The organism is Pseudobutyrivibrio sp. LB2011 (assembly GCF_000701765.1).
Lineage (GTDB): Bacteria > Bacillota > Clostridia > Lachnospirales > Lachnospiraceae > Pseudobutyrivibrio > Pseudobutyrivibrio ruminis.
In genome coordinates this window covers 76414-101212 of the sequence record NZ_KL370823.1, presented here as the reverse complement: position 1 = coordinate 101212, position 24799 = coordinate 76414, and the positions used below count along the sequence as shown (strand labels likewise).

The window sequence follows — 24799 nt, the reverse complement described above, 5'->3', positions numbered from 1 at the left end:
TTAAGCGCTAGCTTTTACAGGGAAGATATTTGCCTTGTAGAGAGCTGGGCGCAATGCATTGTATAAAATTACACCTACTACAGAATTAATAGCGGCGTTGATAATTGTTGCATAAGTAGTTACAGCTACTAGTGCAGCGATTGCAGCAGTCGCTTTTTCTGCGTCTGGGGTTAATAATGTATACCAAACATATTTCAATACAGGCTCAAAAATACAGTTGAAGCCTAGACCTGCAACAGCAGCAATAGCAGACCACTTGATGATATATGAGCTTTTGTGTGACTCATTAATTTTTGCAATTCTGTGAGCAATCAATCCCACAATAAGACCAATTACAAGCTTTGTAATAAAAGTTCTAGGCGAAGATGCAGCATATCCAGATAAAATATCAGCCAGTGAAAGTCCTACAGCTCCGGCTAATCCTCCATATAAGCCTCCAATTAATAGTGCTCCCAAAACAACAAAAGCATTGCCGAGGTGAACTTTGGTGCCAGAAGCATTGATAGCTGGAAATACAGCGTAGCCAACATAGCAAAGTGCAGCTATTAAACCTGAAATTGTTAGTCGTGTTATGTTTTCGTTTTTCATAAATATCCTCCTGTTCAATTGATTTGTTGAAAAGAATACTAGAGTATTAATGACATTAAAAAAAGTGATAATTTTGTGAATTTTCTGGGGGACAGACATAGATTTATTGTAGATGAATTTAGGAAAGAGTATAATCTACATTATCGTTGTGTTGAGCACAACAGAAAGTCTGGGGAGCAGTAGTTTTATGTTAAATTCACAAAAATTATATAACGATTTATTTTACATGGGAGTGTCCAAAGAGGAATTCAACCAGGTAAAGGATGTGGTTTTCGAGGACAACAGACGAACTGTTGGGGCCGGATCCATGTGCGCAATACAGTTCTGTGTAATGAGTCTATTGATGTCATTGAGGGCTAGCGCGTACAACGCCTGTCGATTAGTCTTTATATTTCACTGATTCTTAGTATTGCAATTTTCATAACTAGTCAAACCATTGCAAGGAAAAACAAAAGAGTAATCAAATTATTAGTGGCTACATTTTCGTTCATGATATTGATGGCAGGTATAGCAATCGCATATTTCCAGCCAGATGTTAGAACAGCAACAATGATTGCATTCACTATCATTGTGCCAACGCTAGTTATTAAAAATACCTTTACAGACTGTGTGATGGAGACAATTGCTATTATCGTATATGCGATACTTTGCAGAAATGTCATCGAGCCAGAGATATATTCTTGGGGATTCACAAACCTGATTATATTCGCCATTGCTGGTATCCTTATGAGTCATGTTATCAGCAAGGAAAGATGTGCTGGATTTGTATATGCCGAGTCTAAAAAGGAACTTGCAAATATTCAGATGAAGTACGCTTACTACGATCAGCTGACAGACCTAAAAAATCGACGTGCATTTGAAGAAGATTTACAAAAGATAGAGGCGCAGCAGGTTGATTTTAGTTTAGCTATGCTAGATTTAAATGGTTTGAAGCAGGCCAACGATACACTTGGCCATGATGCAGGTGACGAATTAATTGTAGCAGCAGCACAGTGTTTGAAAAAAGCATTTGAAGGAAATGAATATATTTATCGCTTCGGTGGAGATGAGTTCTGTGTGATTCACATTGGCACTGCTAATGAGGCGGCAGAAAGCCTAAATACATTAGATGAATTAACTGCTAACTGGAAAGGAAATCTTGTTAATGGATTTACCATTTCACATGGCGTTGCTTCAAGAAACGGCCACAAAGACATCTCAACAATCATCAAGATTGCAGATGAAAAGATGTATGAAAGCAAGCGAGATTATTATAAAAGATGCGTATAAAACAAAAGCCTGACCGGCATGGTCAGGCTTTTGTTTTATTAGTTAATCTCGTGAATTCTAGAGGCATCGAAACAATCCTGCTGGAATTCTAACAATCTCAAAATACTGAGAGAAATATCGAGCCCCAAGAAGAAAATAATGATTAAAGTAAAATTAAAAGTATTAAAATGAATCAATTTTAAAATTTAATACCTGAAAATGGCATAGATTATTGTTATTAAGTATTAAAATAAAGAAAAACTTAAATTCAATACTATATTAATGCTATATTAATACTCATATTACAAAGCAAGTTGAATATCATAATTTTTTAAGTATTAAATCTCAAAATAAATCAAATTCAATACTTTCCGCCCAAGATGACAATGAAAAAAGAATACAATCAATAATCACAGTCCAAGTCAACTATAGAAACAAAAGATTACTATACTTTTAAATCAGAATACGCCCCAATAATTGATTAATTCAGCAGGATTAACTATAATAAAAAGGCTTGAAAAAATATGGGTGGGTTCACTCAGGAGGAATTTATAATGAATAAAAATATGATTAAATCAGCAGGTATTGCTGCACTTGCAGCAGCAGTTCTTTTTACAGGATGTAGTAAGTTCAATCCTGACACTACTCTTGTAACAATAAATACAGGAGATGGCACAAAGGATACAATCTCCCTTGGCTATGCGAATTTCGCAGCCAGATATCAGCAGTCAATGTACGACCAGTATTTGCTTGCATACTATGGTGAGGGCATGTGGTCAACAGATATGACTGGTACAGGCTCTACAATGGAGGATGACACAAAGGAAGGTGTCTTAGAGGATATTGAGAACCAGTATTTAGCAAAGCTTCACGCTAGCGATTACGATATCACTCTTACAGATGAGCAGAATACAGCAATTGCAGAAGCAGCTGCAAAGTTCATTTCAGACAACCCAGCAGAGACACTTGAGGTGATGGGTGCTACAGAGGAATATGTAAAGCAGTACTTAGAGTACAGAACATACTATTCATTAGTTTCTAATGCAGCAATGGAAGAAGCAGGCGAAAGCATTTCTGATGAAGATTGCTGGATGCGTACATTCTCATATGTGCTTTTCGATACAACAGGCACTACAGATGAGGAAGGCAACGCAGTTGAATACACAGAAGAAGAAATCGCAGATTTAAAGGCTAACGCTGAAGAGCTTGCAGCAGCTGATGATTACGCAGCAAAGGCAGAGGAGCTTGAGGCAACAGCATCTACATATTCTTACCTCAAGGGCGAGGAAGAGGATGACACAATGGATATGGCTATCATCGAAGCAGCAGAGGCACTCGATGAGGGCGAGACATCAGATGTTATCGAAATCGAAGGCGTTGGTTACTATGTAATTCACCTTGATGCAGATCACGATGAGGATGCTTCTCAGACAAAGAAAGAATCACTTGAGTCAGATGCATTCGATGATCTCCTTGAGACATGGAAGGCAGCTATCACATGGACAGTTGATGAGAAGGCTTGGGCAAAGGTAGAGTTTGATACATTGTTCAAGACACTTGAGACTGAGACAGAAGAAACAACAGAAGAAACAACAGATGATGCAACTACAGAGGAGACAACTGATACAGAAGAATCTGAAGATGCAACAGAAGACACAGAAGTAGAAGACACAGAAGATACATCAGCAGAAGAGGATACTGAAGAAACATCTGCAGAGTCAGATGAATCAACTGAGGAAACAGAAGCAGAGTAATATGAGTTTTATACTTACTTATCTCAAAAAATATAAAATACGAGCAATACTTGCCCCACTATTCAAAATGCTAGAGGCGATATTTGAGCTTTTGGTACCACTTGTTATGGCGTCAATCATTAACAAAGGTATCGCAAGCTCAGATACCCACTACATCATTAGGATGAGTGGGGTTTTGCTTTTGCTGGCAGTTGTAGGACTAGTGTTTTCGCTTACAGCCCAGTACTTTAGCGCAAATGTAGCTGTATATGCAGCAGCCGAAATCAGAAGAGATCTTTTTGCAAAGATTCTTTCATTGTCTCAGGGTACAAAAGAAAAGATTGGTGACGAGGTGCTGACAACACGAATCACCAACGATATAAATCAGATTCAAAATGCCATTAATATGGTCCTTCGCTTATTCTTACGTTCACCATTTATCGTGTTCGGTGCAACTATAATGGCGTTTATTGTGGATGTTAAATCAGCACTTATTTTCCTGCTGGTAGTTGGCGTGCTTTCATTGATTGTGTTCATTATTATGAAGTACACCTTACCTAGATACAAAACTATCGCAGCAAGGCTTGAAAAAGTACTTCACGCAACATCTGAAAACCTGGAGGGAGCTAGAGTTCTTCGTGCATTCAATCAGGTGGATAAGGAAAAGAAGGGATTTGAAGCCAAGACGGGAGAGCTTGCTTCCATGCAGATTTCCACAGGAAAGATTTCTGCACTTTTAAATCCGGTCACATACGTGGCAGTAAACCTTGGAATTGTTCTTTTGATTTATGTTTCAATGAGACGTGTAGATGGAGGCTTTATCCTCCAGGGTGATGTAGTAGCATTAGTAAACTACATGAGCCAGATTTTGGTAGAGCTAATTAAGCTTGCCAATCTCATCGTCCTTCTTATGAAGGCATTCCCTTCAGCTGACCGCGTGCAGGAGCTGATGGAAATGAAGTCCGATGAAAGAATGCATTTGAACAGCACTGGCAATACTCAGAAAGAAAATGCCGGTTCAATCCAGCTTTCCAATGTATCATTTAGCTACAATGGCACAAATGATTACGATGTAGAGGATATTACGTTGGACATCCCAGCCGGAAGTGTCCTTGGTGTAATCGGAGGCACCGGTTCGGGCAAGAGCACATTGCTCAAGCTTATGAACCACACTTATGATGCTTCAAAAGGGCAGGTATCCATCGACGGAACAGATGTAAAATCCATGACCGATGGCGAGCTATCAAATCTGTTTGGAATCGTTCCACAGAAGGCATCCCTCTTCAGCGGTACAATAAAGTCCAACATGACTATGAAAAAGCAGGATGCTGATGATGAGGAAATTAAATCGGCACTTAATATAGCACAAGCTATGGACTTCGTGGAAGCAAAGGAAGGCGGCATTAATGCAGAGGTTTCCGGCAAGGGCACAAACTTCTCAGGCGGCCAGCGCCAGCGACTTACAATTGCAAGAGCTTTAGTAGGCCAGCCAAGAATCCTTGTCCTGGATGATTCTGCCAGCGCCCTGGATCTTGCCACTGAGGCAAAATTGAGAAAGGCACTTCACAGCCTGCCATGGAAGCCAACCATCATTTTGGTTTCTCAGAGAGCATCATCTGTAATGGATGCAGATCAAATCCTCGTATTAGAGGATGGTAAGGCAGTAGGCCTTGGCACACACAGCCAGCTTTTGGAAAGCTGCGACACATATCAGGAGATTTACTACTGTCAGTTTCCTAGAGAGGAGGCTTGCAATGAATAAAAAGTCTCAATCTCGTATGTTAAATCGCGTTTTAATAGAGCTAAAAACATACAGTTTTAAAATATTTATTTCACTTATCTGCGCCCTGGCAACAGTTTACCTGACCCTGAGAATTCCAATTCTCACTGGTCAGGCGGTTGATTGCATAGTTGCTCCCGGCCAGATTGATTACGACAGATTAATCCAGGTGCTAAAGATTATGACCGTGACAATCGCTGCCACATTCTTCACCCAGTGGATTATGAATCGTGTAAATAATGACATAACATACAGCGTTACAAAGAGCCTGCGAGACAGAGCATTTGTAAAACTTCAGCACATGAAGCTTTCCACCGTGGACTCACATCCACATGGTGATTTCGTCAGTCGAATAGTTTCCGATGCAGATACTTTTGCAGATGGACTTTTGATGGGCTTCACACAGTTTTTCACAGGAGTACTTACAATCCTTGGCACCATCTATTTCATGCTGATGATTTCAGTAAAGATTGCGCTGATAGTAATTATCGCAACACCAGCATCTTTGTTTTTGGCAAAGTTTATTTCCGAGAAAACTTACAAGTTTTTCGGAGAGCAGGCAAAATTACGTGGAACAGAAACTTCTTATATAGAAGAAATGATTTCAGGCAAGAATATCATCCGAAATATGGATTACGAGGATGATGTCTTAGAACGATTTGAGATGATGAATAATAGACTTGCAGATGCATCTATGAAGGCTACATTTTATTCATCAACAGTTAATCCTAGCACACGCCTTATCAACAATATTATCTACGCCGCAGTTGGTGTGTTTGGTGCAATCATGGCAATTGGTGGCGGCATTACAGTAGGTGGCCTCACAAGTTTCCTGTCATACGCCAGCACATACGCAAAGCCATTCAATGAAATCTCAGGTGTAATCACTGAGTTCCAGAATGCATTGGCCTGCGCAGCCAGATTGTTTGAAATGATAGATGCAGAAGTTGAAGTGGATGAAGGCGAAACAACCATCCCTGAAGTAAAGGGCGAGATTCAGTTCAACGACGTTTGCTTCTCTTATGACAAGAGCAAAAAATTAATCGAGCACCTTAACTTAAATGTTAAAAGTGGACAGCGAGTTGCCATTGTTGGACCAACTGGTGCTGGAAAAAGTACAATAATAAATCTTTTGATGCGCTTTTATGATGTTGATGCCGGCCAGATTCTAGTAGATGGCGTTGATATCAGAGATTTGTCGCTTGAAGATTTGAGAAGCAAATTTGGAATGGTTCTTCAGGAAACCTGGTTAAAGAATGCATCTGTAAGAGAAAATCTTAGAATGGCAAAACCAGATGCCACAGACGAAGAAATAATTGAGGCTGCAAAGGCAACTCATGCCCACAGCTTCATTAAAAGAATGCCTTATGGATATGATACAATACTTTCATCGGTGGGCGGCTCATTATCCCAAGGCCAGATGCAGCTTTTGTGTATCACAAGAGTAATGCTAAATATTCCACCAATGTTGATTCTGGATGAAGCGACCAGCTCAATTGATACTCGCACAGAACAGAAAATACAATCAGCATTTAATAAGATGATGAAAGGCCGTACTACATTCATTGTAGCCCACAGACTTTCAACAATTAGAGAGGCTGACGTTATTCTGTTTGTAAAAGATGGAAGCATCGTAGAGCAGGGAAGCCATGTGGAGCTATTGCAGAAAAACGGCTTTTATGCTAAATTATATCGGAGTCAAATTGAGAATTGTTAGGAGTTAATATGGAGCAGTATGTTATAAAAGGCGGCACAGCCCTTTCAGGAGAGGTTGAAATCAGCGGTGCCAAAAACGCAGCTCTCGGTATTTTGGCTGGTGCCATCATGACAGACGAGACTGTTACAATTGAAAATCTGCCAAATGTTAAAGATATAAATGTTCTTATTGGAGCAATCGAGGATATTGGAGCATCAGTTACACGTGTGGATGAGCACACTGTAAAGATTAATGGCTCTAGCATCTCTCGTCTTTCAGTAGATTATGAGTACATCAAAAAGATTCGTGCTTCTTATTATTTAATGGGAGCACTTCTTGGCAAATATAAAAATGCAGAGGTAGCACTTCCAGGTGGCTGCCTTATTGGTTCGCGTCCAATCGACTTACACGTTAAGGGACTCAAGGCTCTTGGTGCCAATGTAGACGTGTCTTATGGTCTTTGGTCTGCACGTGCTGACAAGCTTGTTGGTAACCACATCTACCTTGATAAGGTATCTGTTGGTGCCACTATCAATATCATGCTTGCAGCTGTTCTTGCAGAGGGCAAGACTACTATCGAAAACGCAGCTAAGGAGCCACACGTTGTAGACGTGGCATCATTCCTTAACAGTATGGGTGCAAATATCCGTGGCGCTGGTACAGATGTTATTCGTATCGTTGGTGTTCCAGAGCTTCACGGCACTACTTATGCAGTTATTCCTGATCAAATTGAGGCAGGTACATATATGTGTGCGGCAGCAGCTACACACGGTGATGTTCTTATCAAGAATGTCATCCCTAAGCATTTGGAGGCTACATCAGCAAAGCTTATCGAGGCAGGCTGTGTAATCGAAGAATACGATGATGCTGTTAGAGTTATTGCAAAGGGACGTAAGCTTACACATACTCACGTTACCACATTGCCATACCCTGGCTTCCCTACAGACATGCAGCCAGAAATCACTGCTGTTCTTGCTATTGCAGAGGGTACTAGCACAGTTTCAGAGTCAATCTTTGAAAACCGCTTCAAATATGTAGATGAGCTTGCTCGCATGGGCGCAAGCATCAAGGTCGAAGGCACAGTTGCTATCGTTACTGGTGTTGAGCGTTACACAGGTGCTCAGGTACAGGCATCAGATCTTCGTGCAGGTGCAGCACTTATCATTGCTGGTCTTGCAGCTGATGGCATCACAGTTATCGACGATATCAAGTACATCCAGCGTGGATACGAAGATATCGTTGGCAAGTTCTCAAAGCTTGGCGCAACTTTAGCAGAAGTTGATTCTGAGCATGATCTTCAGAAATTCAAATTAAAAGTTTCATAGAATAGTTAAGGCACTGCGATATGCAGTGCCTTTTATAATCTAGATTTTATAATTCATATTTTGATTTCTTTTTATTTATCTCATTCATATAGGCTGCCGTAATGATACCTGACGGCAAAGCTATCACAGCTACACCCACCAAAGCAGATATCATAGTAATCATTCGACCTATTGGTGTCACAGGAGATATGTCTCCGTAGCCGATAGTTGTAATGGAAATAGTAGCCCAGTAGAGGGCATCGAAAAAGTTGTTGAAAAGCTCAGGCTCCAGTTGGAAAATCAACATGGCTGACATAAAAATATAAACAGTAATCAGAAGTAGAACTGCCATCAGCTGCTTCTTTACCTTCCTGATTACATTAGAAATGACAATCATTGTCTTGGAATAACGTACCAGCTTTATTGCCCTGAAGGCTCTGAATAGACGTAGAAGTCCAATCCAGGATTTAACTGGAGTAAACCAATAAATAATTGGAAGAATTGATATGAAATCAAATAACGCAAGTGGTGAAAGAATGTAGGCAATGTAGGCCTTATAGCTCTTGTAGCCCATCTTATAGTCAGCAGTGTAAACACGAGCAGCATAGTCTATTAAAAAGATAATAGTGACAAATATTTCAAGCCAAAATGTCATTGCCATATCCCTTTTAAAAGTCATAGGAATTAAACTTACGATGATGGCGGTGTTCATCATAACATCGTAAGCTCGGCTAGATTTGTCTCCCATGCTGGAAACTTCTACAACTTCATAGACTCTTCGCTTAAAATCTTCCATATTTCCCCTCAAATATTTCCGTATATCAGATTCAGTACACCAAGAACAATAAGAATGACTGTAACGAGACGACACAGTCCTACAAAGAAGGTTATCTTTTTTACTTTTGTATCTTCATGAATACCAGTGTCATCCACCAGAGTATGAGATTCTTTTTCGTGTTTAAACATACTTTTTACCTCACATAGGTGTTTATAGGGCAATCCTAACAAATAGGTGTGAAAAAATAATGTAGAACTGATGTATAATAACAGTAGGCTTTTTCGAGCAGAGCGATGAAAATACCCTGCTCTAGTAGGATTTTTCGAGCAAAGCTTATAGATAGAGGTATACATATGGAACATTACAAATATTTTCAAAATAGAGAGTGCGAGTATTTCCCTTGCCACAAGACAGACGACCCAGACAATTTCAATTGTCTGTTCTGCTACTGCCCACTGTACCATCTAGGAGACAAGTGCGGCGGCAATTTCACATACACAAGCAAAGGGGTAAAATCCTGCATCAATTGCATGAGGCCACATCTCAAGGAAAACTATGACCTCATCAAGGAGACACTTGTGAAGAATTAGTGAAATAAATAAAACCTTCCTATTAGTTAACAGAAAAGTAACAAATGTGCGCAATAATAGTGAAAGTGAACATATGCAGATTGCGAATCTGTGAAAATAGGAGGAGGGCATCATGGCTAAGAATGGAAAAGAAATGGCTAATGCGCCAAAAGTAAAACGCAGTATAGGAACAACACTGTTGATGATTCTGCTTCCAATTATTGCGATTGGTATTGCAGGAATCATTGTTTTTATTTCCTATAATGCAAGAAAGATTATCACAGAAGTATCTCTTATGGATTTACAGGCTGAGGGCCAGTACAATTCACTGAGATTAGGTTCAGATATCCAGATGCTGACTGCAAAGGATGGCCAGTACTGCGATACATTGGAAAATGTATATTTTGAGGACCATGCAGCAATGCTTCGTTATGTGGAGCCATCTGCAGATTATGATGCAATAGATAATACTGGTATTTATATTGGATTCTCAGATGATTCATATTTCTTTGCAAATCACCAGACTCAGCCAGCTGACTGGAGACCAACAGAGCGTGGTTGGTACGCCGAAGGTGTTGATGAAGAGACCTTTGTATGTACAGAACCATATATCGATGCTAATAACGGCGAGCTTTGCGTTACATTTGTACGAAATGTAAATTTTGCAAACGGCGAATTTGGTGTTGCAGCTGTTGATGTTTATTTAACAGCTCTTCAGGAAGAAGTGGCAGCTCTTACACCTATGAAGACTGGTGGTTCTATGGTGCTTGATGGAGATTATATCGTATCCTACTTTGATACAGCACTTAATGGTGGTCAGGTTTCCACATCAGGAAGTAAATACCTCGAAGATGTAAAGGCATATGTGGAAAGCGGTGCAACAGAACCAGTTATAATCAATCAAGATTCAACAAACACAGATTATTATGTTTGTGCAGCTTCTATACCAGGTACAACATGGACACTTATTTCATCAGTAGCAGTGGATGATGTTATGGCAGAAGCAAATAGCTTTATGCTTATATCACTTGGAGCTATGTTTGCTCTTATTATTGTAATTATCGCTGTTATTCTTATTACAATTAATAAGGTTATTACAGCTCCAGTTAATGGCCTTTCAAATAGCATTCTTAAGATTTCAGATGGTGACTTTACAACAACGATGCCAGCTGATAAGGGTGATGAGATTGGTCTTATCAGCCGAGAGATGACAAGGTTCGTTCAGATTATGAACGGTGCCATTGGTTCAATTCAGGGACGTGCTGAAAAGCTTCAGGAAGATTCCGAAAGTTCAAAGACTGCTTCTGGCAAGATGAGCACTCAGGCTGGGGATCAGTCAGTATCTATGGGCCAGATTCAGGAGACAATGGACGATATTTCAAATGCTGTTGGCGAGCTTGCTGAAAACGCAACAAATCTTGCTCACGCAGTATCTGATTTGACTGATAATGGAAACAGCACAAACGAAACCATGATGGCTCTTGTAGACCAGGCAAAGATTGGTCAGGAAGACATGACAGAGGTTCAGCGCAGCATGGACAACATCAACGAGTCTATGAGCGAAATGAACGACGTAGTTGTAACTGTTGGAGATTCTGCTAAGCAGATTACGGATATTGTTCAGATGATTGATTCTATCGCAGAACAGACCAACCTCCTTTCACTTAATGCCTCAATTGAAGCAGCCCGCGCCGGTGAAGCTGGTAAGGGATTCGCGGTTGTTGCAGATGAGATTGGAAAGCTTGCTCAGAATTCTCAGGACGCTGCCAAGGAAATCGGTGACATCATCAGACAGATTACAGGCCTTATCACAGACTTGGCTGACAAGTCTCAGAGAAACATGGATTCAATCAATGCAAGTGGTGAGGTTGTAGAAAAAGCTGGCACAAGCTTCTCTAAGATTTACGAAGATCTTAACGAAGCAGCAGAGGTTATGAAGCAGATGATTAGCATGATGGGCGAAGTAAACGACATCGCATCATCAGTAGCTGCCATTTCAGAAGAGCAGTCAGCAAGCTCAGAAGAAATCACCGCTACAATCTACACATTGGCAGAAAGTGCAAACGAGATTGCCACAGAAAGCCAGGGCGTAGAAAACGTAGCCAACTCAGTATCAGATTCTGCACTTGCTATCAACGATGAGCTTTCTAAGTTCAAGATTGAAAGCGACATGCCTCAGGAATAAAGCGAATAGTATAAATGTAAAAGGATTCAGAAATCATGGATTTCTGAATCCTTTTTTTACTTTATAATATCCTCATACTCAACTCTGATAATCTTAGAAATATCTTCTACTGCAATTTTTACTTGGTGGCCAACCTTGCCTGCTGAAAAATAGATTTCGTCGAAGTTTTCAGCAGAGGCGTCGATGACTGTGGTAAAGAATTTCTTCATGCCTATAGGAGAGCAGCCTCCGTGTACATACCCAGTAAGTGGGAGTAAATCTTTTTGTTTGAGCATTTCTATCGATTTTTCTGAGACAGCGCTGGCTGCCTTTTTTAAATCAAGCTCAGCGGCTACAGGAACTACGAATACATAGTGATTGCCAGTTTTGCCTGTTGTAACAAGTGTCTTGAATGCCTGGGCTGGGTTTTCTGAAAGCTTATCAGCTATCTCTTCTCCAGAAAGTCCATCGGCATTCTCAAGTGAAAAATGTTCATAAGGAATTTTCTTCTGATCAAGTAATCTCATTACGTTTGTTTTGTCTTCTTTTTTAGCCATATATATGTAAACTCCTTTTATAAAAACAAAAAAATACAAAAAATATTTTAAATCATAGGAATAAAATTCACAAAATGAAAAAATTTATGATTTATACTCTAGTATGACAGTGATTTCATGTGGTACAGTTAATAATATATCACATATTAGTATGGAGGACACAATAATGGGTGAGGCAAATGAAAACATGAGCATCCAAACAAGACAGATGTTCGAAAAAAACAGACTAGCTAGATATTGTGGAACAATCACAGCCATGGCATTGGTATTTTTCAATGTTAGAGCACTGGTTGTGACAGGCATCAATGTGCTGGATATTGTCAGATTGGCTGTGGCAGTACTTGATATCATTTTGTTCCAGGTTTGCTTTAGTGCATTTGGGGAGAAGTATCGTTATAAATATTGTGTAACATTATCAATGGTAGCGCTTTTCTTAATGACGATTATCCGTCCTAACGATGAGCACATGTATGTTTTCATGTATGCCATCATCCTTATTGTAATGATATACGGTGAGGCTGGAACAGTTCGAATTGGCGTTATTATTGCAAACTTTGGACTGCTATTATCGGGAATAAATGAGATTTTAAGAGGTAATCTAGAAGTAAGAGAGCTTGTCACACAGCTTGTATTCAGTTTGATTGCATGTACAATCGCAGTTATCGTTTGTAAGCAACAGCGCCGTCAGACAACAGAGACTCTTGATACTATTAAAGAGCATGCAGCGGATATCAAAGAGACTTCAGAAACAATCGTTGATTTGGCAGAGCAGCTCAATAAGAAATTTGAGGAAGCTAATGAAGTTTCTACAAACCTTAATGATTCAATGAACACTGTTAATGATTCAGTTACGGAAATCGTTGAAGGTACAAAGAATATTGCAGAGGCTATTGAGAATCAGACAAACAAGACTGCAATCATTCAGGAAAGCATTCAGACAGTTGGTGAGGAAGCTACTACAATCGATGAGGTTTCAAGCCGAGTAGAAGAATCTGTAAATGAAGGTGTTGATCTTATCAACCAGCTTAAGAGCCAGGCTGAAAAGGTTGCAAATATCAATATCGAAACAAGTACAACCACACAGGCTCTTAACGATAGCATTCAGGATATCCAGGGTATCACAGAGACAATCCTTGGTATTTCAAGTCAGACAAACTTGCTCGCTCTTAATGCTTCAATCGAGGCAGCTCGTGCTGGTGAGGCTGGTAAGGGATTCGCAGTAGTTGCTGATGAGATTCGTGCACTTTCAGAAAGCACTCGCGAGGCTACAGAAGAAATTGCAAAGATTATCGAGCGCCTTACATCCGATGCTCGTTCAGCTGCATCTGCAATGTCAAAGTCAGCAGAGTATGCTAACAAGCAGAACGAACTTATTTCTGAGACAGGTACAAAGCTTGATACTATCAAAGAAGGTACTGATGAACTTCGTAACGGAGTTGTTCAGGTTAAGTCTTCTGTGGATGAAGTCATTTCAGCAAACTCACAGATTATGGACAACATTACAAATCTTTCTGCAACATCAGAAGAGGTTGCAGCAGCTACAGATACAGTCGGTTCTGTCAGCGAAAACGCAATGGATGCTCTCCATGATATGAATGATACTCTTGAAGTAATTAACCGCATCGCTCGTGAGATGGAAGAGATGGCACTCAAATAAGAAAATTAGTTACAGACCAGCTCAGTCAGGGCTGGTCTTTTTTTGCCAGAAATCAGACATTGTTAAAAATTTATTGTTCTTCTGAAAAAAAGATGGTAATATATGGTTGCTACGCTTTACGCAAGGTTTTACTAGGAGGAGACCCGTCGAGGCTTCTACCAAAAGGAGGAACAAATGCAAAGCAGAAATTCTAAGACCTATGAGCTTGTGCTCACAGCGTTATTCACAGCCATTATTGTAGTAATGGCTTCAACACCACTCGGATTTATTCCACTTGTAGTTATTAATGCAACAACACTTCATATTCCGGTTATCATTGGTTCTTTATTCTTAGGACCAAAGAAGGGCGCATTTCTTGGAGGCGTATTCGGACTCAGCAGTTTCATTAAGAGTTCAATCGCACCAGCAGCATCAGCATTCATCTTTTCGCCTGTAGCTGCGTTGACAATGCTTCCACATGATTCAGTTGGAGCAGCACTCTTAATCGTATTCAAGAGTACATTCATCGCTATCGTACCAAGAATTCTTATCGGTGTGGTACCTTACTTCGTATATGTTGGTATCAAGAAGGCAATCAGCTCTGATAAGAAGGCTGTAGTTGGTTCAATCATCAATGCAGTTGTGTCATTCATTCTTGGATTTGGCGTGTTCGCATTCATTAATAAAATGATTTCAGAAGGCGTACTTGGAATGTCAGTTTCAGTTGCAAGAGTAATCGGTATCGTTGTTGGTATAGCAGCATTCGCTGGTATTGAATACCTTTTCATGAACAAGGATGCAAAGGCTCTTGGCTTTATCACAGCTGGTATTGCAGGCGCAATGACAAATACACTTCTTGTTATGGGAAGCATCTATCTTTTCTATAAGGTTCCATACGCTGAGCTTTTACAGATTGACCCAGATGCTCTTATGGCAGTAATCGCTGGTGTTATCAGCTTCAATGGTGTTATCGAAGCTATCGTTGGTGCCGTAATTGTTTATTTAGTAGGCATCGTACTTGATAAGATTCAGCCAGCAGGTGTATATTCAGATAAGACAATGAAAATCAAAGCTGTAGCTTCTGATGATTCAGCAAAGCAGGCAGCACTTTAATATAAACAACTAGGGAGAAATAAGCGTAAAGTAGCAATCTAGTTAGTAGTTTTCGGAGGTATCAAAAGGATTATGTTAAAAGGTAAATGTGTAGTCCTTGGAGTAACAGGCTCCATCGCAGCATACAAAATTGCAAGTCTTGCTTCGGCACTTGTAAAATTGGGAGCGGATGTAAATGTCATCATGACAAAGAACGCCACCAATTTCATCAATCCAATTACCTTCGAGACTCTTACTTCAAATAAATGTTTAGTTGACACATTCGATAGGAATTTTCAGTTCAACGTTGAACATGTGGCACTTGCCAAGAGAGCCGATATTTTTATGGTGGCACCCGCTAGCGCCAATGTAATTGGCAAGATGGCCCATGGCATAGCAGACGACATGCTTACTACAACAATTCTCGCAGCAAAATGCAAAAAGCTTGTCAGTCCAGCTATGAACACAAACATGTTTGAAAATCAGATCGTTCAGGACAACCTTGAAACACTTCGTAAATACGGATTTGAAATAATCAATCCAGCTAATGGATATTTAGCATGTGGAGACACAGGGGCAGGCAAGATGCCTGAACCAGAAGTACTCCTTCAGTACATTCTTCGAGAGCTTGCCCACGATCACGATTTGGTTGGCAAAAAGGTGCTTGTTACCGCAGGCCCTACAGAGGAGGCAATCGACCCAGTCCGCTACATCACAAATCACAGCACTGGCAAGATGGGATACGCCATCGCCAAGGCTGCCATGGAGCGCGGCGCCGATGTCACACTTGTGTCTGGCCCAGTTGCAATTGAGCCACCTATGTTTGTAAATGTTGTTAATGTACGAAGCGCTGCTGAAATGGCTGAGGTAGTTAAAAACGCGGCCGGGGAGTGCGACATTATCATAAAGAGTGCAGCAGTTGCAGATTACAGACCTATCAATGTTGCAACGGAGAAGATAAAGAAAAAAGATGGTGAAGCTAGCTGTATAGAGCTTGAGAGAACGGAAGATATTTTGGCATACCTTGGTGCCCACAGAAAAGAAGGACAGTTTATTTGCGGATTCTCAATGGAGACGGAAAACATGCTTGAGAATTCCAGCGCTAAGCTGAAGAAAAAGAATGTGGACATGATCGTCGCCAACAATCTACGTACATCGGGGGCAGGCTTCGGCACAGACACCAATGTGGTAACTCTTATCACGGCTGATGGTGCCAAAGAGCTTCCAATCATGACAAAAGAAGAAGTGGCACACGCCATTTTCGATGAAATAGTAGGGAGATAATAAAATGGGCAACCCTTAAGTGGGTTGCTCATTTTTTAGGTAGTTTACTTTTAGAGGTCAAATTGATAAAGTGAACAGGTAAGAAAATGACATACATAGAGGAGGCAGAATATGTTAGACAATAAAGGTTTTGATTTATGGGCAGATGGATATGATGAGGCGGTTGGATTATCAGAGGAGAGCAATGTTTATCCATTTGCTGGCTATAAGAATGTGCTAGGGTATATCTATGAAGTGATTATGGAAAAGCCTGGTGCAGCAGTACTAGATATCGGCTTTGGAACAGCCACACTTACTTCTAAGCTATATGAGCATGGCTGTGAAGTATATGGTCAGGATTTCTCGGCTCGTATGATTGAGCTTGCCCAGGAGAAGATGCCAGATGCAAAGCTTTATCAAGGAGATATCACTAAGGGATTGGTGCCAGAGTTACATGAGAAGAAATTCGATTTCATCGTTGGTACTTATTCAATTCACCATCTTAATGATGAGCAGAAGGTGGAGTTCATCAAGGAACTCCTTGGCTTGTTAAATGACGGCGGGAAAATCCTATTTGGAGATGTTGCTTTTGATACTCGTGAAAAGCTTGAGCAGTGCAAGGTAGAAGAAGGCCAGCGCTGGGATGATGATGAAATCTACTTTGTGTTGGATGAATTGCAGCAGCATTTCCCAGGAATCAAGTACGAACCAAAGAGCTATTGCTCTGGAGTTGTGGTTATTGAGAAGTAGAGGTAGTGGAGTAGCTTGTAGGCTAGTTGATTCTTTGGTGGGGTAGGTTGAGATAGCATTCAGTGCTGTTTCAACCTGCTAGCTACAGCATATCAGCAGCTGTCTTGCGTCAAGAGCAAGGCCTTGCGGCGCTTCGCCTCTTGACACTGCGTCAGCATGCAGATATGGGGTAGCCAAGCAGGTTTGAAACTGGGACTGTGGCAAAGCCACCAGTGCCAGGAGGGGCTGAAGGCGCTAAATGGCGAAAATGTATGGGAAATGGAATAGAAGTAACGAATCCCATACAAAAAAGAGCGATTATCAACTCTTCGCAAGGATTTTGACACGAAGAAACGCCGATAGGCTGGTTTTTCGTGTCATTTTTTAAGGAGAAAGACACGTAGAAATGGGTAAACATCAAATCTTCGTGTCAGGAATAGAGCAGAAAGACACGTAGAATGGAGAAAAACAGAGAATTACGTGTCTAAGAGTTATAAATTAGACACGAAGAAACAGTTGTAGGCTAAATCTACGTGTCTGAAGAAAGAAATGTGGACACGAAGAATAGAGAAAACATCAAATCTTCGTGTCGGGAATAGAGCAGCAAGACACGTAGAATGCTGAAATGCTGAGAATTTCGTGTTGAAAGGAAAAAATGAAGAAGATTTTGTTTATTGGCAATAGTCATACGTACATGAATGACATGCCGGAGCTGGTAAGGCGTATGGTAGAAAATGCTACAGGTGAAGAATGTCAGGTGTTTATGCTGGCTTACTCAGGAAGAAGCTTGAAGTGGCACATGGATGAGGAGTATTTCTCAGAAAGATTTAATATCCTGCATGGCCGATATGATTACTGCATCATTCAGGAGTGTGCGCATCCTATGACAGACTTTGAGGATACAATCAAGTACACTCACGAGATTATAGAACTATGTAAGAAAGTGAATACAACTCCAATTATCTTTGAAACATGGGCGGAGAAGGATAAGCCGGAAAATCAGTCGGAGATGAATCGCAGATATAGAAAGATTGCAGAGGATGAAGGCGCGAAGCTAGCTCCTATTGGAGAAATCTGGAGCAATGTTCTGAAGGAATTGGTAAATGAACCTGATGCAGATTTGTATTACAAAGATGGAGCCCACGCATCGGGCATAGGCGATTATCTAGTGGCAATGACTCTTACAAAGACAATCACAGGAAAGCTTCCAGATGCAAGCTTCAGAGAGTCATTTGATTTTACACTATCAGATGACGCTTGGAATCATGTAAAATTATCCGTAGAAGATGAAGGAATTACTATTCCAGAAAACATAGTATCAATCATCAGAGATAATATTGAGAAGGTATTTTCATAGAATCAGATTCCATAAACAAGGGGGAGAAAATGTTTGATTTATTTTTCATAGTGCCCGTTGTAATGGTGGCGGGAGTGTGGCTATTCATATTGGTAAATGTGGGAAGCAATAGCAAAAACATATTGAGGGATGATATAGCCTGCGCAGATAGAAATACAGAAGATGCTGCCAAAAAGTCACTGCGGGTTGTGAGAATAATGGGGGTAGTCTGGGCTGTAGTGGTTGCAGCAATTGTCATTTATTTTATGAACTCACACTCTCTAATTTTTGAATTTGAGGAGGGTGATCTATTCCTGTTGCTTATGGGGATTTTCTTTACAGTTCTGGGATTTGCTTTGGGAAGGGTATTTTCAGTAAGCAAAAACAACTCGCAGGATAAAGATTTGAAGCTGGTAGGAAATATTTTTATGATTTCATTTATGGGGGCAGGAATTATAATGCTGGCGATAGTTGTGGTGAATTGTGTTCAGCTGCCGGGTTAAGTAAAAGTTAAGTTAAAAAACTTGATGCATTTCTAATTCTAATGGACTACAATAATGACAATAGATGTTTTACAAAAGGGAGGACATTTTATGGGATTTTTAATTGTTGTATTAGTCTTAATTTTGATTGCAGTTGGATTTGGAATCCGCATTGTACCACAGGGATACGTATTTGTCATTGAAAGACTTGGTAAGTATCACAACACATTGGTACCAGGTTTCCATGTAATCATTCCATTCATTGATCGTGTTGCAAAGCGTGTTTCATTAAAGGAGCAGGTTGCTGATTTTCCACCACAGGATGTTATCACAAAGGATAACGTTATCATGAAAATCGATACTGTAGTTTATTTCAAGGTACAGGATCCAAAGCTTTACGCTTATGGTGCTGAGCGTCCAATCCTTGCTCTTGAAAATCTTACAGCTACTACTCTTCGTAACTTGGTTGGTGAGTTGGAGCTTGATCAGACACTTACATCTCGTGACAACATCAACTCAAAGATGCGTGTTATCCTTGATGAGGCTACTGATCCTTGGGGTATCAAGGTAGGTCGTGTCGAGCTCAAGAACATCATCCCACCAGAAGAGATTCAGCGTTCAATGGAGAAGCAGATGAAGGCTGAGCGTGATCGTCGTGAGACTCTTCTTGAGGCAGAAGGTCACAAGCAGGCATCAATCACTCGTGCAGAAGGTGATAAGCAGGCTCTCGTTCTTAAGGCAGAGGCTGAAAGAGATGCTGCTATCGCAAGAGCAACAGGTCAGGCTGAGTCAATCCGTCTTGTATACGAGGCAGAGGCTCGCGGTATTGAAATGCTCAAGGAAGCAAACATGGACGAGAGAGTTCTTCTTATCAAGAAGCTTGAGGCTCTTTCAAAGCTTGGTGATGGCCGTGCTACAAAGATTGTAGTTCCTACAGATCTTGCAGGTGCTGCATCAGATCTTACATTCAAGACAGAGATGCTTGGATTTGGCAACAACACTCCAGTAGACAAGGCTCCAGCATCAAAGCCAGTTGAAAAGAAGGATGACCCTTGTTGCAATGATGGAGAGAAGAGTGCCACAACACAGCACTTTGCAACAACACATACAGATTTTGATGGACAGAACTAATCCTATAAATCATAAATAGAATGCAAAAAGCCGCACAGCACCGCTATGTTGTGCGGCTTTACAAATGTTTAAATGGAGAAATATATGAAAAAGAGTTTTATATGCCTGATCCTGGCTACATCAATGGCATGTGCAATCACAGGCTGTAAGAAGGATGAGGCTAAATCAGAGGCTTCCGTTCAGGAGAAACAGACAGAGGCCAAGACTGAAACCACAACTGAACAAGACAAACAGCTTAATGATGAGTATTTTTTTGAATCGGATTATTACACTGATATTTTCTATACTGTCGACGCCGATGGAAATAAGATGAACACCTATGACAGAAGCGTCATTACAAAGATTTTAAAAGACAATGGCTGTGATGAAGATGCAACGATTGAAGCAATCCATGATGGAAAGATGTACTTAAGACAGTATGCCACTGATGATAATGGAAACAGCACATACGAATTCATCTCGCTAGATTTAAGCACAGAAAAGGCTGATGTGTTCTTTGAAATGGACTCAAGCTATTGGTCTAATTACTCAGATTTTTATGACGGAAAGCTGTACATTGCTGGCATAAACAATGATGATGAAAAGTTCAAGGAGTTCTGCTTTGTTCCATCCGATGATGGAACGATGACTGAGGATAAGGATTCTGAGACAGAGATTGACGGATATTCAGTGGACACAAATGATAGCGGTAGAGGAGACTGCATTGCCAGAGAAATAGATATGTTCGGCTATGTTGAGTTGTCCTCATATGATTATGAAAATAAGCGGTTTGCCACAATGGATGCCGAAGGAAACATCACTGAGCTGGATGCCCTTAATAGCAATGCCTCATATGTGATGGCCTACAATGACAAAGTTATTATTTATGACATCGACGATGGTGACGATTACAAAAGCACGTCATATGTCTACAATATTGAAACTGGCGAAGCAAAGCAGTTTGGCGATGCTGAGTCTGTAATAGTAGTTGGCGTGACAGATGACAAGGTATATTACGCTACCACAATCGAAACTGACCAGTACAATGTAACTACAAAAAAGATTACAGAATACGATGCGGTAGCAGATACCTATAGTGAGATGTACGAAAGTGAGTTTGCGCCAGGAGCTTCATATATTGATAATGTAATCTTTAGAGCAGGAAAACCATATGTAATGAAGTTGGAAGGGGCCGATGTAAAATGGTACAGAGTAGATGGAGCTGACAAGCTTACAGATATCGACATTTTAAGTGATACAATCCAAGCATACGAATACGGCACCATAATCTACGGAACAAGCAATTTTGTCTGCCCATATTGCGGCACACCTTTATATTCATGCTATGCAGAAGCATTTGTTCTTGATGGCAAGTACTCACCAGTGGCAGACCAGATTAATGCAAAGCTGAAAGAGCATATGGATGGAGAGGTTTCTTATGAGCCAGTGTCAGTTGCGGAAGCAGCAGAAACTGACTGCGAGGACCATAAGGAATATCCAGACACATACCATGAGACAGATACATATAATGTTTCAGGTGTGAATATCATAAATGACAGATATCTCATTGTGGACTTCAACGGATATTGGTATGGTGGCGGCGCCCACGGCATGCCTAGCATGTACGAGTACATCTTTGATTTGCAGACAGGCGAGGAGCTGACATTTGCAGATTTCTATAAAGGCACTGAGGAAGAGTTTAAGACCTTGGTTGCTGAGAAGGTTCGCCAGGATTACCTGGAAAACAGCACAGATGGTGATAATGGCGGATATTTTGCAGCCACAGATCAGGATGCATATGACACTGCGTACGAATATGCATCTATTAATTCAGGAAATGTTGCATTCCAGGATGATAAGGTCCTTGTATATTTCTATCCATATGATTTAGGTTCATACGCAGATGGTTTCAAGTTCTATGAGTTCTCATACCAGGAGCTATTTGGAACAGCCACAATGGTTAGATAATATGTTAAGTAGTAAAATTGTACTTATTCAAAAACAATGTGAGTATTATTATACTACCTATTGACAAGCGATATAATAATTATTATGATGAATACAGTTCTTAGATAAGGAGAGAAAAATATGAACAAAGGACTTAGAAAGATTTACGACGAAGTAGGTCAGGCAACAGGTTTACGCATAAACGAACAAACAGATACATTAATGGGAGAGGCCAGCGGTTTCCATCTCAAGGTGGATATGGCAAACAATAATTACATGGTCTACGCTTCAGTTCGCAAGAACGGTCAGCTTCCAGACAAGGAATTGTTAAAGAGCATTTGCAAAGCAAATAAGGGCATGATGTCTCTTGGAGTTCAAGGCAATTATGTAATTGCAACAGTCAGAGGCATGACAACTAAAAAGGTCATCGCTTACCTTATCAACGCAATTAAGGCTTTGACAGAAGCTTTCAACATGTACGGTTTTGAGGATGTTTGCGAATCTTGCGGCAAGCCTCACACAAACTTAGGCAGCTATTGCGTTTCAGGTAGCGTATCATTCCTCTGCGATGAGTGTTACACACAGGTGACACAGTCATTGCAGCAGAGTGAAGTAGAAATGAGCAACACAAAAGAAAGTGTTGTTGCGGGAGTTGTAGGAGCTTTCCTTGGTTCAGTTATCGGCGTGATAACAATCATTATTCTTGGTCAGCTGGGTTATGTAGCAGTTATTTCTGGTCTCGTTATGGGTGTTTGTACTGTAAAGGGATACGAAATGTTAGGTAAAAAGATGAGCACAAAGGGCATCATCATTTGTTCAATCGTCATGATTATCATGACATACTTCGGAGAGAAGCTTGATTGGATGATCACCATGATGACAGAGGCAGACTTCTCATTATCAGAAGCTTCCTTCTATTTCTGGGATATTTTGGAATACGCAGATGCAACATCATCATTCATCGGTGATCTTGCTCTTGTATACCTCTTCACAGCAGGTGGCGCAGTTCCAACAATCTTGAATGTTATCAAAGCTAGAAAGCAGGCATTCACTTCTTATCAGATTGGATAAAAACTAAATCTATGCATCTTAAAAAGGAGACAACCCCTTATTTTCAAAAGAAAAAAAGGGGTTGTTTTTATTTTGGGGATTAATACATTTGCACTGTTTTGGAAATGGAAATGCGAGCTTGCGATTAAGAATTAAATATTTTATAATGAATTAAAGGTTAGTGAAAATGTTTTCAGTGAAAACTTATTCAGTGAAAAATAATTCAGTATAGCGCAATAGAGGTAGGAAGTATGTTTGTAGGTAGAGTTGAAGAATTATCTAAACTAAAAGAACAATTAAATAGTAGAGATAAGGCTGCCATACTGATATATGGTAAACGTCGAGTAGGAAAATCTACGCTTATCGCAGAAGCATCAAAAACATTTAATGGTAAAGTCATAAATTATATGTGTGTTCAATCCACGCTTGAGGGTAATTTAACATTAATGTCTAGAAGTATTTCTATTGCTCTTGGAATTCCTGAAATTAGATTTCAAACATTGAAGGATATATTCGATTACTTGGGAAGTCAGAATGGAACATTCCTATTTGTAATTGATGAATATCAATATTTAAAGCAGGCTGGAAAGAAAAATGAAATTGATTCTTACATGCAGATAATAATAGATATGCTTCCTAGTAACGTGAAACTTATTATGTGTGGTTCATATATCACAATAATGAAAGAATTAATGGAAGAAGGCAATCCATTATTTGGAAGATTTACAGAGATAATGCACATAGAAGAGTTCGACTATTACGACGCTTCCCTATTATATCCGGAGGCTGAATTAAGACGTAAATTCGAAAATTATGCCATATTTGGTGGAAGTCCATATGTGCTATCTGCAATAGATTCAAAAAAATCGATAAAAGAAAATATAATAAAGCTGCTGCTTCCAGAAACGAGTATTTTAAGAACATACATCGAAAATGTAATCTTGAAGGAAATTCAAAAGGTGTATGATATTAGGATATTCCAGATTATTGGTAATGGTAGCAAGAAGTATTCAGATTTAACATCAGGATTAGGAGGGGGTGGCAATGGGCTTCTTGATAAGCAATTAAAGAATTTAATTAATATGGAAGCCATAGAAAAAATTGCCCCAATAAACAAACTTGATGACAAGAAAAAGCAGTTTTATGTTATTTCTGATAATCTTATGAGATTCTATTTTACATATATTTTTGGAAATGACATGGTTATTAAGATGCTTGGTGAAGAAGTATTTTATGAAACATATATAGAGAAAAGTATAGATGAATTTATACAGAGGCGTTTTGAAGGGATTGTTGTTCAATATTTCAAAAGAAAAGTTAGATCTCGTTCAATAAAAGGAGTCCTAAATATTGGTTCGTACTGGTATGACGACCCTAAAGAAAAAAAGAACGGACAATTTGATGTGGTTCTACAGAAAGAAGACGAGTATCTCATTTATGAATGCAAGTTTTTTAACCGTAAGATGACGTTAGAGGAGTGCGAAGATGAGGAGAAGCAAGTAAAAAACATCGGAAATCTAGGTGTTATAGAATTGGGGTTTGTTAATCTCAACGGCTTCGAATTTAAAAGTAATAAATACAGTCTGATCGATGGTGAAATGTTGTTATTTACCTAATTCTGAGCTTTTAGTAGAAAATATATTAGAAAGTTATAATTAACAATAACAAAAGGAAGAGAGAAGTTTTGAAGACTTCTCTCTTTCTTTTTAGTAGAAAATCTATTTTTAACCCTTGACG

General features: G+C 39.9%; 21 protein-coding genes. 17 read left to right on the top strand and 4 right to left on the bottom strand.

The annotated features are described in order from the left end of the window. Positions 1–588: an ECF transporter S component gene (locus T375_RS12155; RefSeq protein WP_044938985.1), complete on the bottom strand. Its 588-nt coding sequence runs from the start codon at positions 586–588 to the stop codon at positions 1–3. Positions 589–1059: 471 nt separating this feature from the next. On the opposite strand from T375_RS12155, the gene T375_RS12150 reads away from it, so the two are divergent. The 5 genes from T375_RS12150 to T375_RS12130 all read left to right on the top strand — a co-directional run bounded on the left by T375_RS12150 (position 1060) and on the right by T375_RS12130 (position 8370). Continuing rightward, on the top strand, positions 1060–1857 hold the full coding sequence (locus T375_RS12150) for a GGDEF domain-containing protein (protein ID WP_155952519.1): 798 nt from the start codon (positions 1060–1062) through the stop codon (positions 1855–1857). Between the two features lie 533 nt (positions 1858–2390). After that, a complete protein-coding gene (locus T375_RS12145; RefSeq protein ID WP_044938980.1) occupies positions 2391–3590 on the top strand; it encodes a hypothetical protein in 1200 nt (399 codons plus the stop codon). A gap of 1 nt (position 3591) precedes the next feature. After that, positions 3592–5331: an ABC transporter ATP-binding protein gene (locus T375_RS12140; protein WP_049960433.1), complete on the top strand. Its 1740-nt coding sequence runs from the start codon at positions 3592–3594 to the stop codon at positions 5329–5331. Continuing rightward, positions 5324–7066, top strand: coding sequence for an ABC transporter ATP-binding protein (locus T375_RS12135; RefSeq protein ID WP_044938974.1), 1743 nt, complete (start codon positions 5324–5326; stop codon positions 7064–7066). The genes T375_RS12140 and T375_RS12135 overlap by 8 nt, the downstream gene beginning before the upstream one ends. 8 nt (positions 7067–7074) lie before the next feature. Next, on the top strand, positions 7075–8370 hold the full coding sequence (locus T375_RS12130) for a UDP-N-acetylglucosamine 1-carboxyvinyltransferase (protein ID WP_044938972.1): 1296 nt from the start codon (positions 7075–7077) through the stop codon (positions 8368–8370). A gap of 46 nt (positions 8371–8416) precedes the next feature. On the opposite strand, the gene T375_RS12125 is transcribed toward T375_RS12130, so the two are convergent. Further along, positions 8417–9145 carry an ion transporter gene (locus T375_RS12125; protein ID WP_044938967.1) on the bottom strand — a complete coding sequence of 243 codons (729 nt, stop codon included), beginning with the start codon at positions 9143–9145 and terminating at the stop codon, positions 8417–8419. Positions 9146–9153: 8 nt separating this feature from the next. Further along, a complete protein-coding gene (locus T375_RS13630; RefSeq protein WP_155952518.1) occupies positions 9154–9315 on the bottom strand; it encodes a hypothetical protein in 162 nt (53 codons plus the stop codon). A 165-nt stretch (positions 9316–9480) separates the two neighbouring features. Here T375_RS13630 and T375_RS12120 point away from each other — a divergent pair, with 165 nt between their 5' ends. Together T375_RS12120 and T375_RS12115 are read left to right on the top strand one after the other, a co-directional pair. Next, on the top strand, positions 9481–9717 hold the full coding sequence (locus tag T375_RS12120) for a cysteine-rich small domain-containing protein (protein ID WP_044938965.1): 237 nt from the start codon (positions 9481–9483) through the stop codon (positions 9715–9717). Between the two features lie 112 nt (positions 9718–9829). Next, positions 9830–11881, top strand: a complete 2052-nt coding sequence (locus T375_RS12115; RefSeq protein ID WP_044938962.1) for a methyl-accepting chemotaxis protein — start codon at positions 9830–9832, stop codon at positions 11879–11881. Between the two features lie 56 nt (positions 11882–11937). Here the strand turns inward: T375_RS12115 and ybaK are convergent, their stop codons facing one another. Continuing rightward, the gene (gene ybaK, locus T375_RS12110) at positions 11938–12417 is read right to left on the bottom strand and encodes a Cys-tRNA(Pro) deacylase (RefSeq protein WP_044938959.1); all 480 of its coding nucleotides are present in this window, start codon (positions 12415–12417) and stop codon (positions 11938–11940) included. Between the two features lie 166 nt (positions 12418–12583). Between ybaK and T375_RS12105 the strand changes: the two genes are divergently transcribed. From T375_RS12105 to T375_RS12060, 10 genes are all read left to right on the top strand, one after another. Further along, positions 12584–14074: a methyl-accepting chemotaxis protein gene (locus T375_RS12105; RefSeq protein WP_044938957.1), complete on the top strand. Its 1491-nt coding sequence runs from the start codon at positions 12584–12586 to the stop codon at positions 14072–14074. A gap of 174 nt (positions 14075–14248) precedes the next feature. Beyond that, positions 14249–15166, top strand: coding sequence for an ECF transporter S component (locus T375_RS12100; RefSeq protein WP_044938954.1), 918 nt, complete (start codon positions 14249–14251; stop codon positions 15164–15166). A 72-nt stretch (positions 15167–15238) separates the two neighbouring features. Continuing rightward, positions 15239–16429: a bifunctional phosphopantothenoylcysteine decarboxylase/phosphopantothenate--cysteine ligase CoaBC gene (gene coaBC, locus T375_RS12095; RefSeq protein WP_044938951.1), complete on the top strand. Its 1191-nt coding sequence runs from the start codon at positions 15239–15241 to the stop codon at positions 16427–16429. A gap of 111 nt (positions 16430–16540) precedes the next feature. Further along, positions 16541–17158, top strand: coding sequence for a class I SAM-dependent methyltransferase (locus T375_RS12090; RefSeq protein WP_044938948.1), 618 nt, complete (start codon positions 16541–16543; stop codon positions 17156–17158). A gap of 634 nt (positions 17159–17792) precedes the next feature. Further along, positions 17793–18494: an SGNH/GDSL hydrolase family protein gene (locus T375_RS12085; protein WP_044938945.1), complete on the top strand. Its 702-nt coding sequence runs from the start codon at positions 17793–17795 to the stop codon at positions 18492–18494. A gap of 29 nt (positions 18495–18523) precedes the next feature. Next, positions 18524–18976: a hypothetical protein gene (locus tag T375_RS12080; protein ID WP_044938942.1), complete on the top strand. Its 453-nt coding sequence runs from the start codon at positions 18524–18526 to the stop codon at positions 18974–18976. A gap of 90 nt (positions 18977–19066) precedes the next feature. Continuing rightward, positions 19067–20086 (top strand): SPFH domain-containing protein, encoded by a 1020-nt coding sequence (locus tag T375_RS12075; protein ID WP_044938939.1) that lies wholly within the window; start codon positions 19067–19069, stop codon positions 20084–20086. Positions 20087–20170: 84 nt separating this feature from the next. Beyond that, positions 20171–22033: a DUF4163 domain-containing protein gene (locus T375_RS12070; RefSeq protein ID WP_044938936.1), complete on the top strand. Its 1863-nt coding sequence runs from the start codon at positions 20171–20173 to the stop codon at positions 22031–22033. Positions 22034–22153: 120 nt separating this feature from the next. Further along, positions 22154–23083 (top strand): hypothetical protein, encoded by a 930-nt coding sequence (locus T375_RS12065; protein WP_044938933.1) that lies wholly within the window; start codon positions 22154–22156, stop codon positions 23081–23083. A 230-nt stretch (positions 23084–23313) separates the two neighbouring features. Beyond that, positions 23314–24678 carry an AAA family ATPase gene (locus T375_RS12060; protein WP_044938930.1) on the top strand — a complete coding sequence of 455 codons (1365 nt, stop codon included), beginning with the start codon at positions 23314–23316 and terminating at the stop codon, positions 24676–24678. Positions 24679–24799 lie beyond the last annotated feature (121 nt).

Coding starts and splice junctions, on each gene's coding strand:
- T375_RS12075 (WP_044938939.1), top strand. CDS start 19,067: ATGGGATTTTTAATTGTTGTATTAGTCTTAATTTTGATTGCAGTTGGA.
- T375_RS12125 (WP_044938967.1), bottom strand. CDS start 9,145: ATGGAAGATTTTAAGCGAAGAGTCTATGAAGTTGTAGAAGTTTCCAGC.
- T375_RS12060 (WP_044938930.1), top strand. CDS start 23,314: ATGTTTGTAGGTAGAGTTGAAGAATTATCTAAACTAAAAGAACAATTA.
- T375_RS12065 (WP_044938933.1), top strand. CDS start 22,154: ATGAACAAAGGACTTAGAAAGATTTACGACGAAGTAGGTCAGGCAACA.
- T375_RS12100 (WP_044938954.1), top strand. CDS start 14,249: ATGCAAAGCAGAAATTCTAAGACCTATGAGCTTGTGCTCACAGCGTTA.
- T375_RS12105 (WP_044938957.1), top strand. CDS start 12,584: ATGGGTGAGGCAAATGAAAACATGAGCATCCAAACAAGACAGATGTTC.
- ybaK (WP_044938959.1), bottom strand. CDS start 12,417: ATGGCTAAAAAAGAAGACAAAACAAACGTAATGAGATTACTTGATCAG.
- T375_RS12070 (WP_044938936.1), top strand. CDS start 20,171: ATGAAAAAGAGTTTTATATGCCTGATCCTGGCTACATCAATGGCATGT.
- T375_RS12145 (WP_044938980.1), top strand. CDS start 2,391: ATGAATAAAAATATGATTAAATCAGCAGGTATTGCTGCACTTGCAGCA.
- coaBC (WP_044938951.1), top strand. CDS start 15,239: ATGTTAAAAGGTAAATGTGTAGTCCTTGGAGTAACAGGCTCCATCGCA.
- T375_RS12120 (WP_044938965.1), top strand. CDS start 9,481: ATGGAACATTACAAATATTTTCAAAATAGAGAGTGCGAGTATTTCCCT.
- T375_RS12085 (WP_044938945.1), top strand. CDS start 17,793: ATGAAGAAGATTTTGTTTATTGGCAATAGTCATACGTACATGAATGAC.
- T375_RS12115 (WP_044938962.1), top strand. CDS start 9,830: ATGGCTAAGAATGGAAAAGAAATGGCTAATGCGCCAAAAGTAAAACGC.
- T375_RS12140 (WP_049960433.1), top strand. CDS start 3,592: ATGAGTTTTATACTTACTTATCTCAAAAAATATAAAATACGAGCAATA.
- T375_RS12155 (WP_044938985.1), bottom strand. CDS start 588: ATGAAAAACGAAAACATAACACGACTAACAATTTCAGGTTTAATAGCT.
- T375_RS12080 (WP_044938942.1), top strand. CDS start 18,524: ATGTTTGATTTATTTTTCATAGTGCCCGTTGTAATGGTGGCGGGAGTG.
- T375_RS12135 (WP_044938974.1), top strand. CDS start 5,324: ATGAATAAAAAGTCTCAATCTCGTATGTTAAATCGCGTTTTAATAGAG.
- T375_RS13630 (WP_155952518.1), bottom strand. CDS start 9,315: ATGTTTAAACACGAAAAAGAATCTCATACTCTGGTGGATGACACTGGT.
- T375_RS12130 (WP_044938972.1), top strand. CDS start 7,075: ATGGAGCAGTATGTTATAAAAGGCGGCACAGCCCTTTCAGGAGAGGTT.
- T375_RS12090 (WP_044938948.1), top strand. CDS start 16,541: ATGTTAGACAATAAAGGTTTTGATTTATGGGCAGATGGATATGATGAG.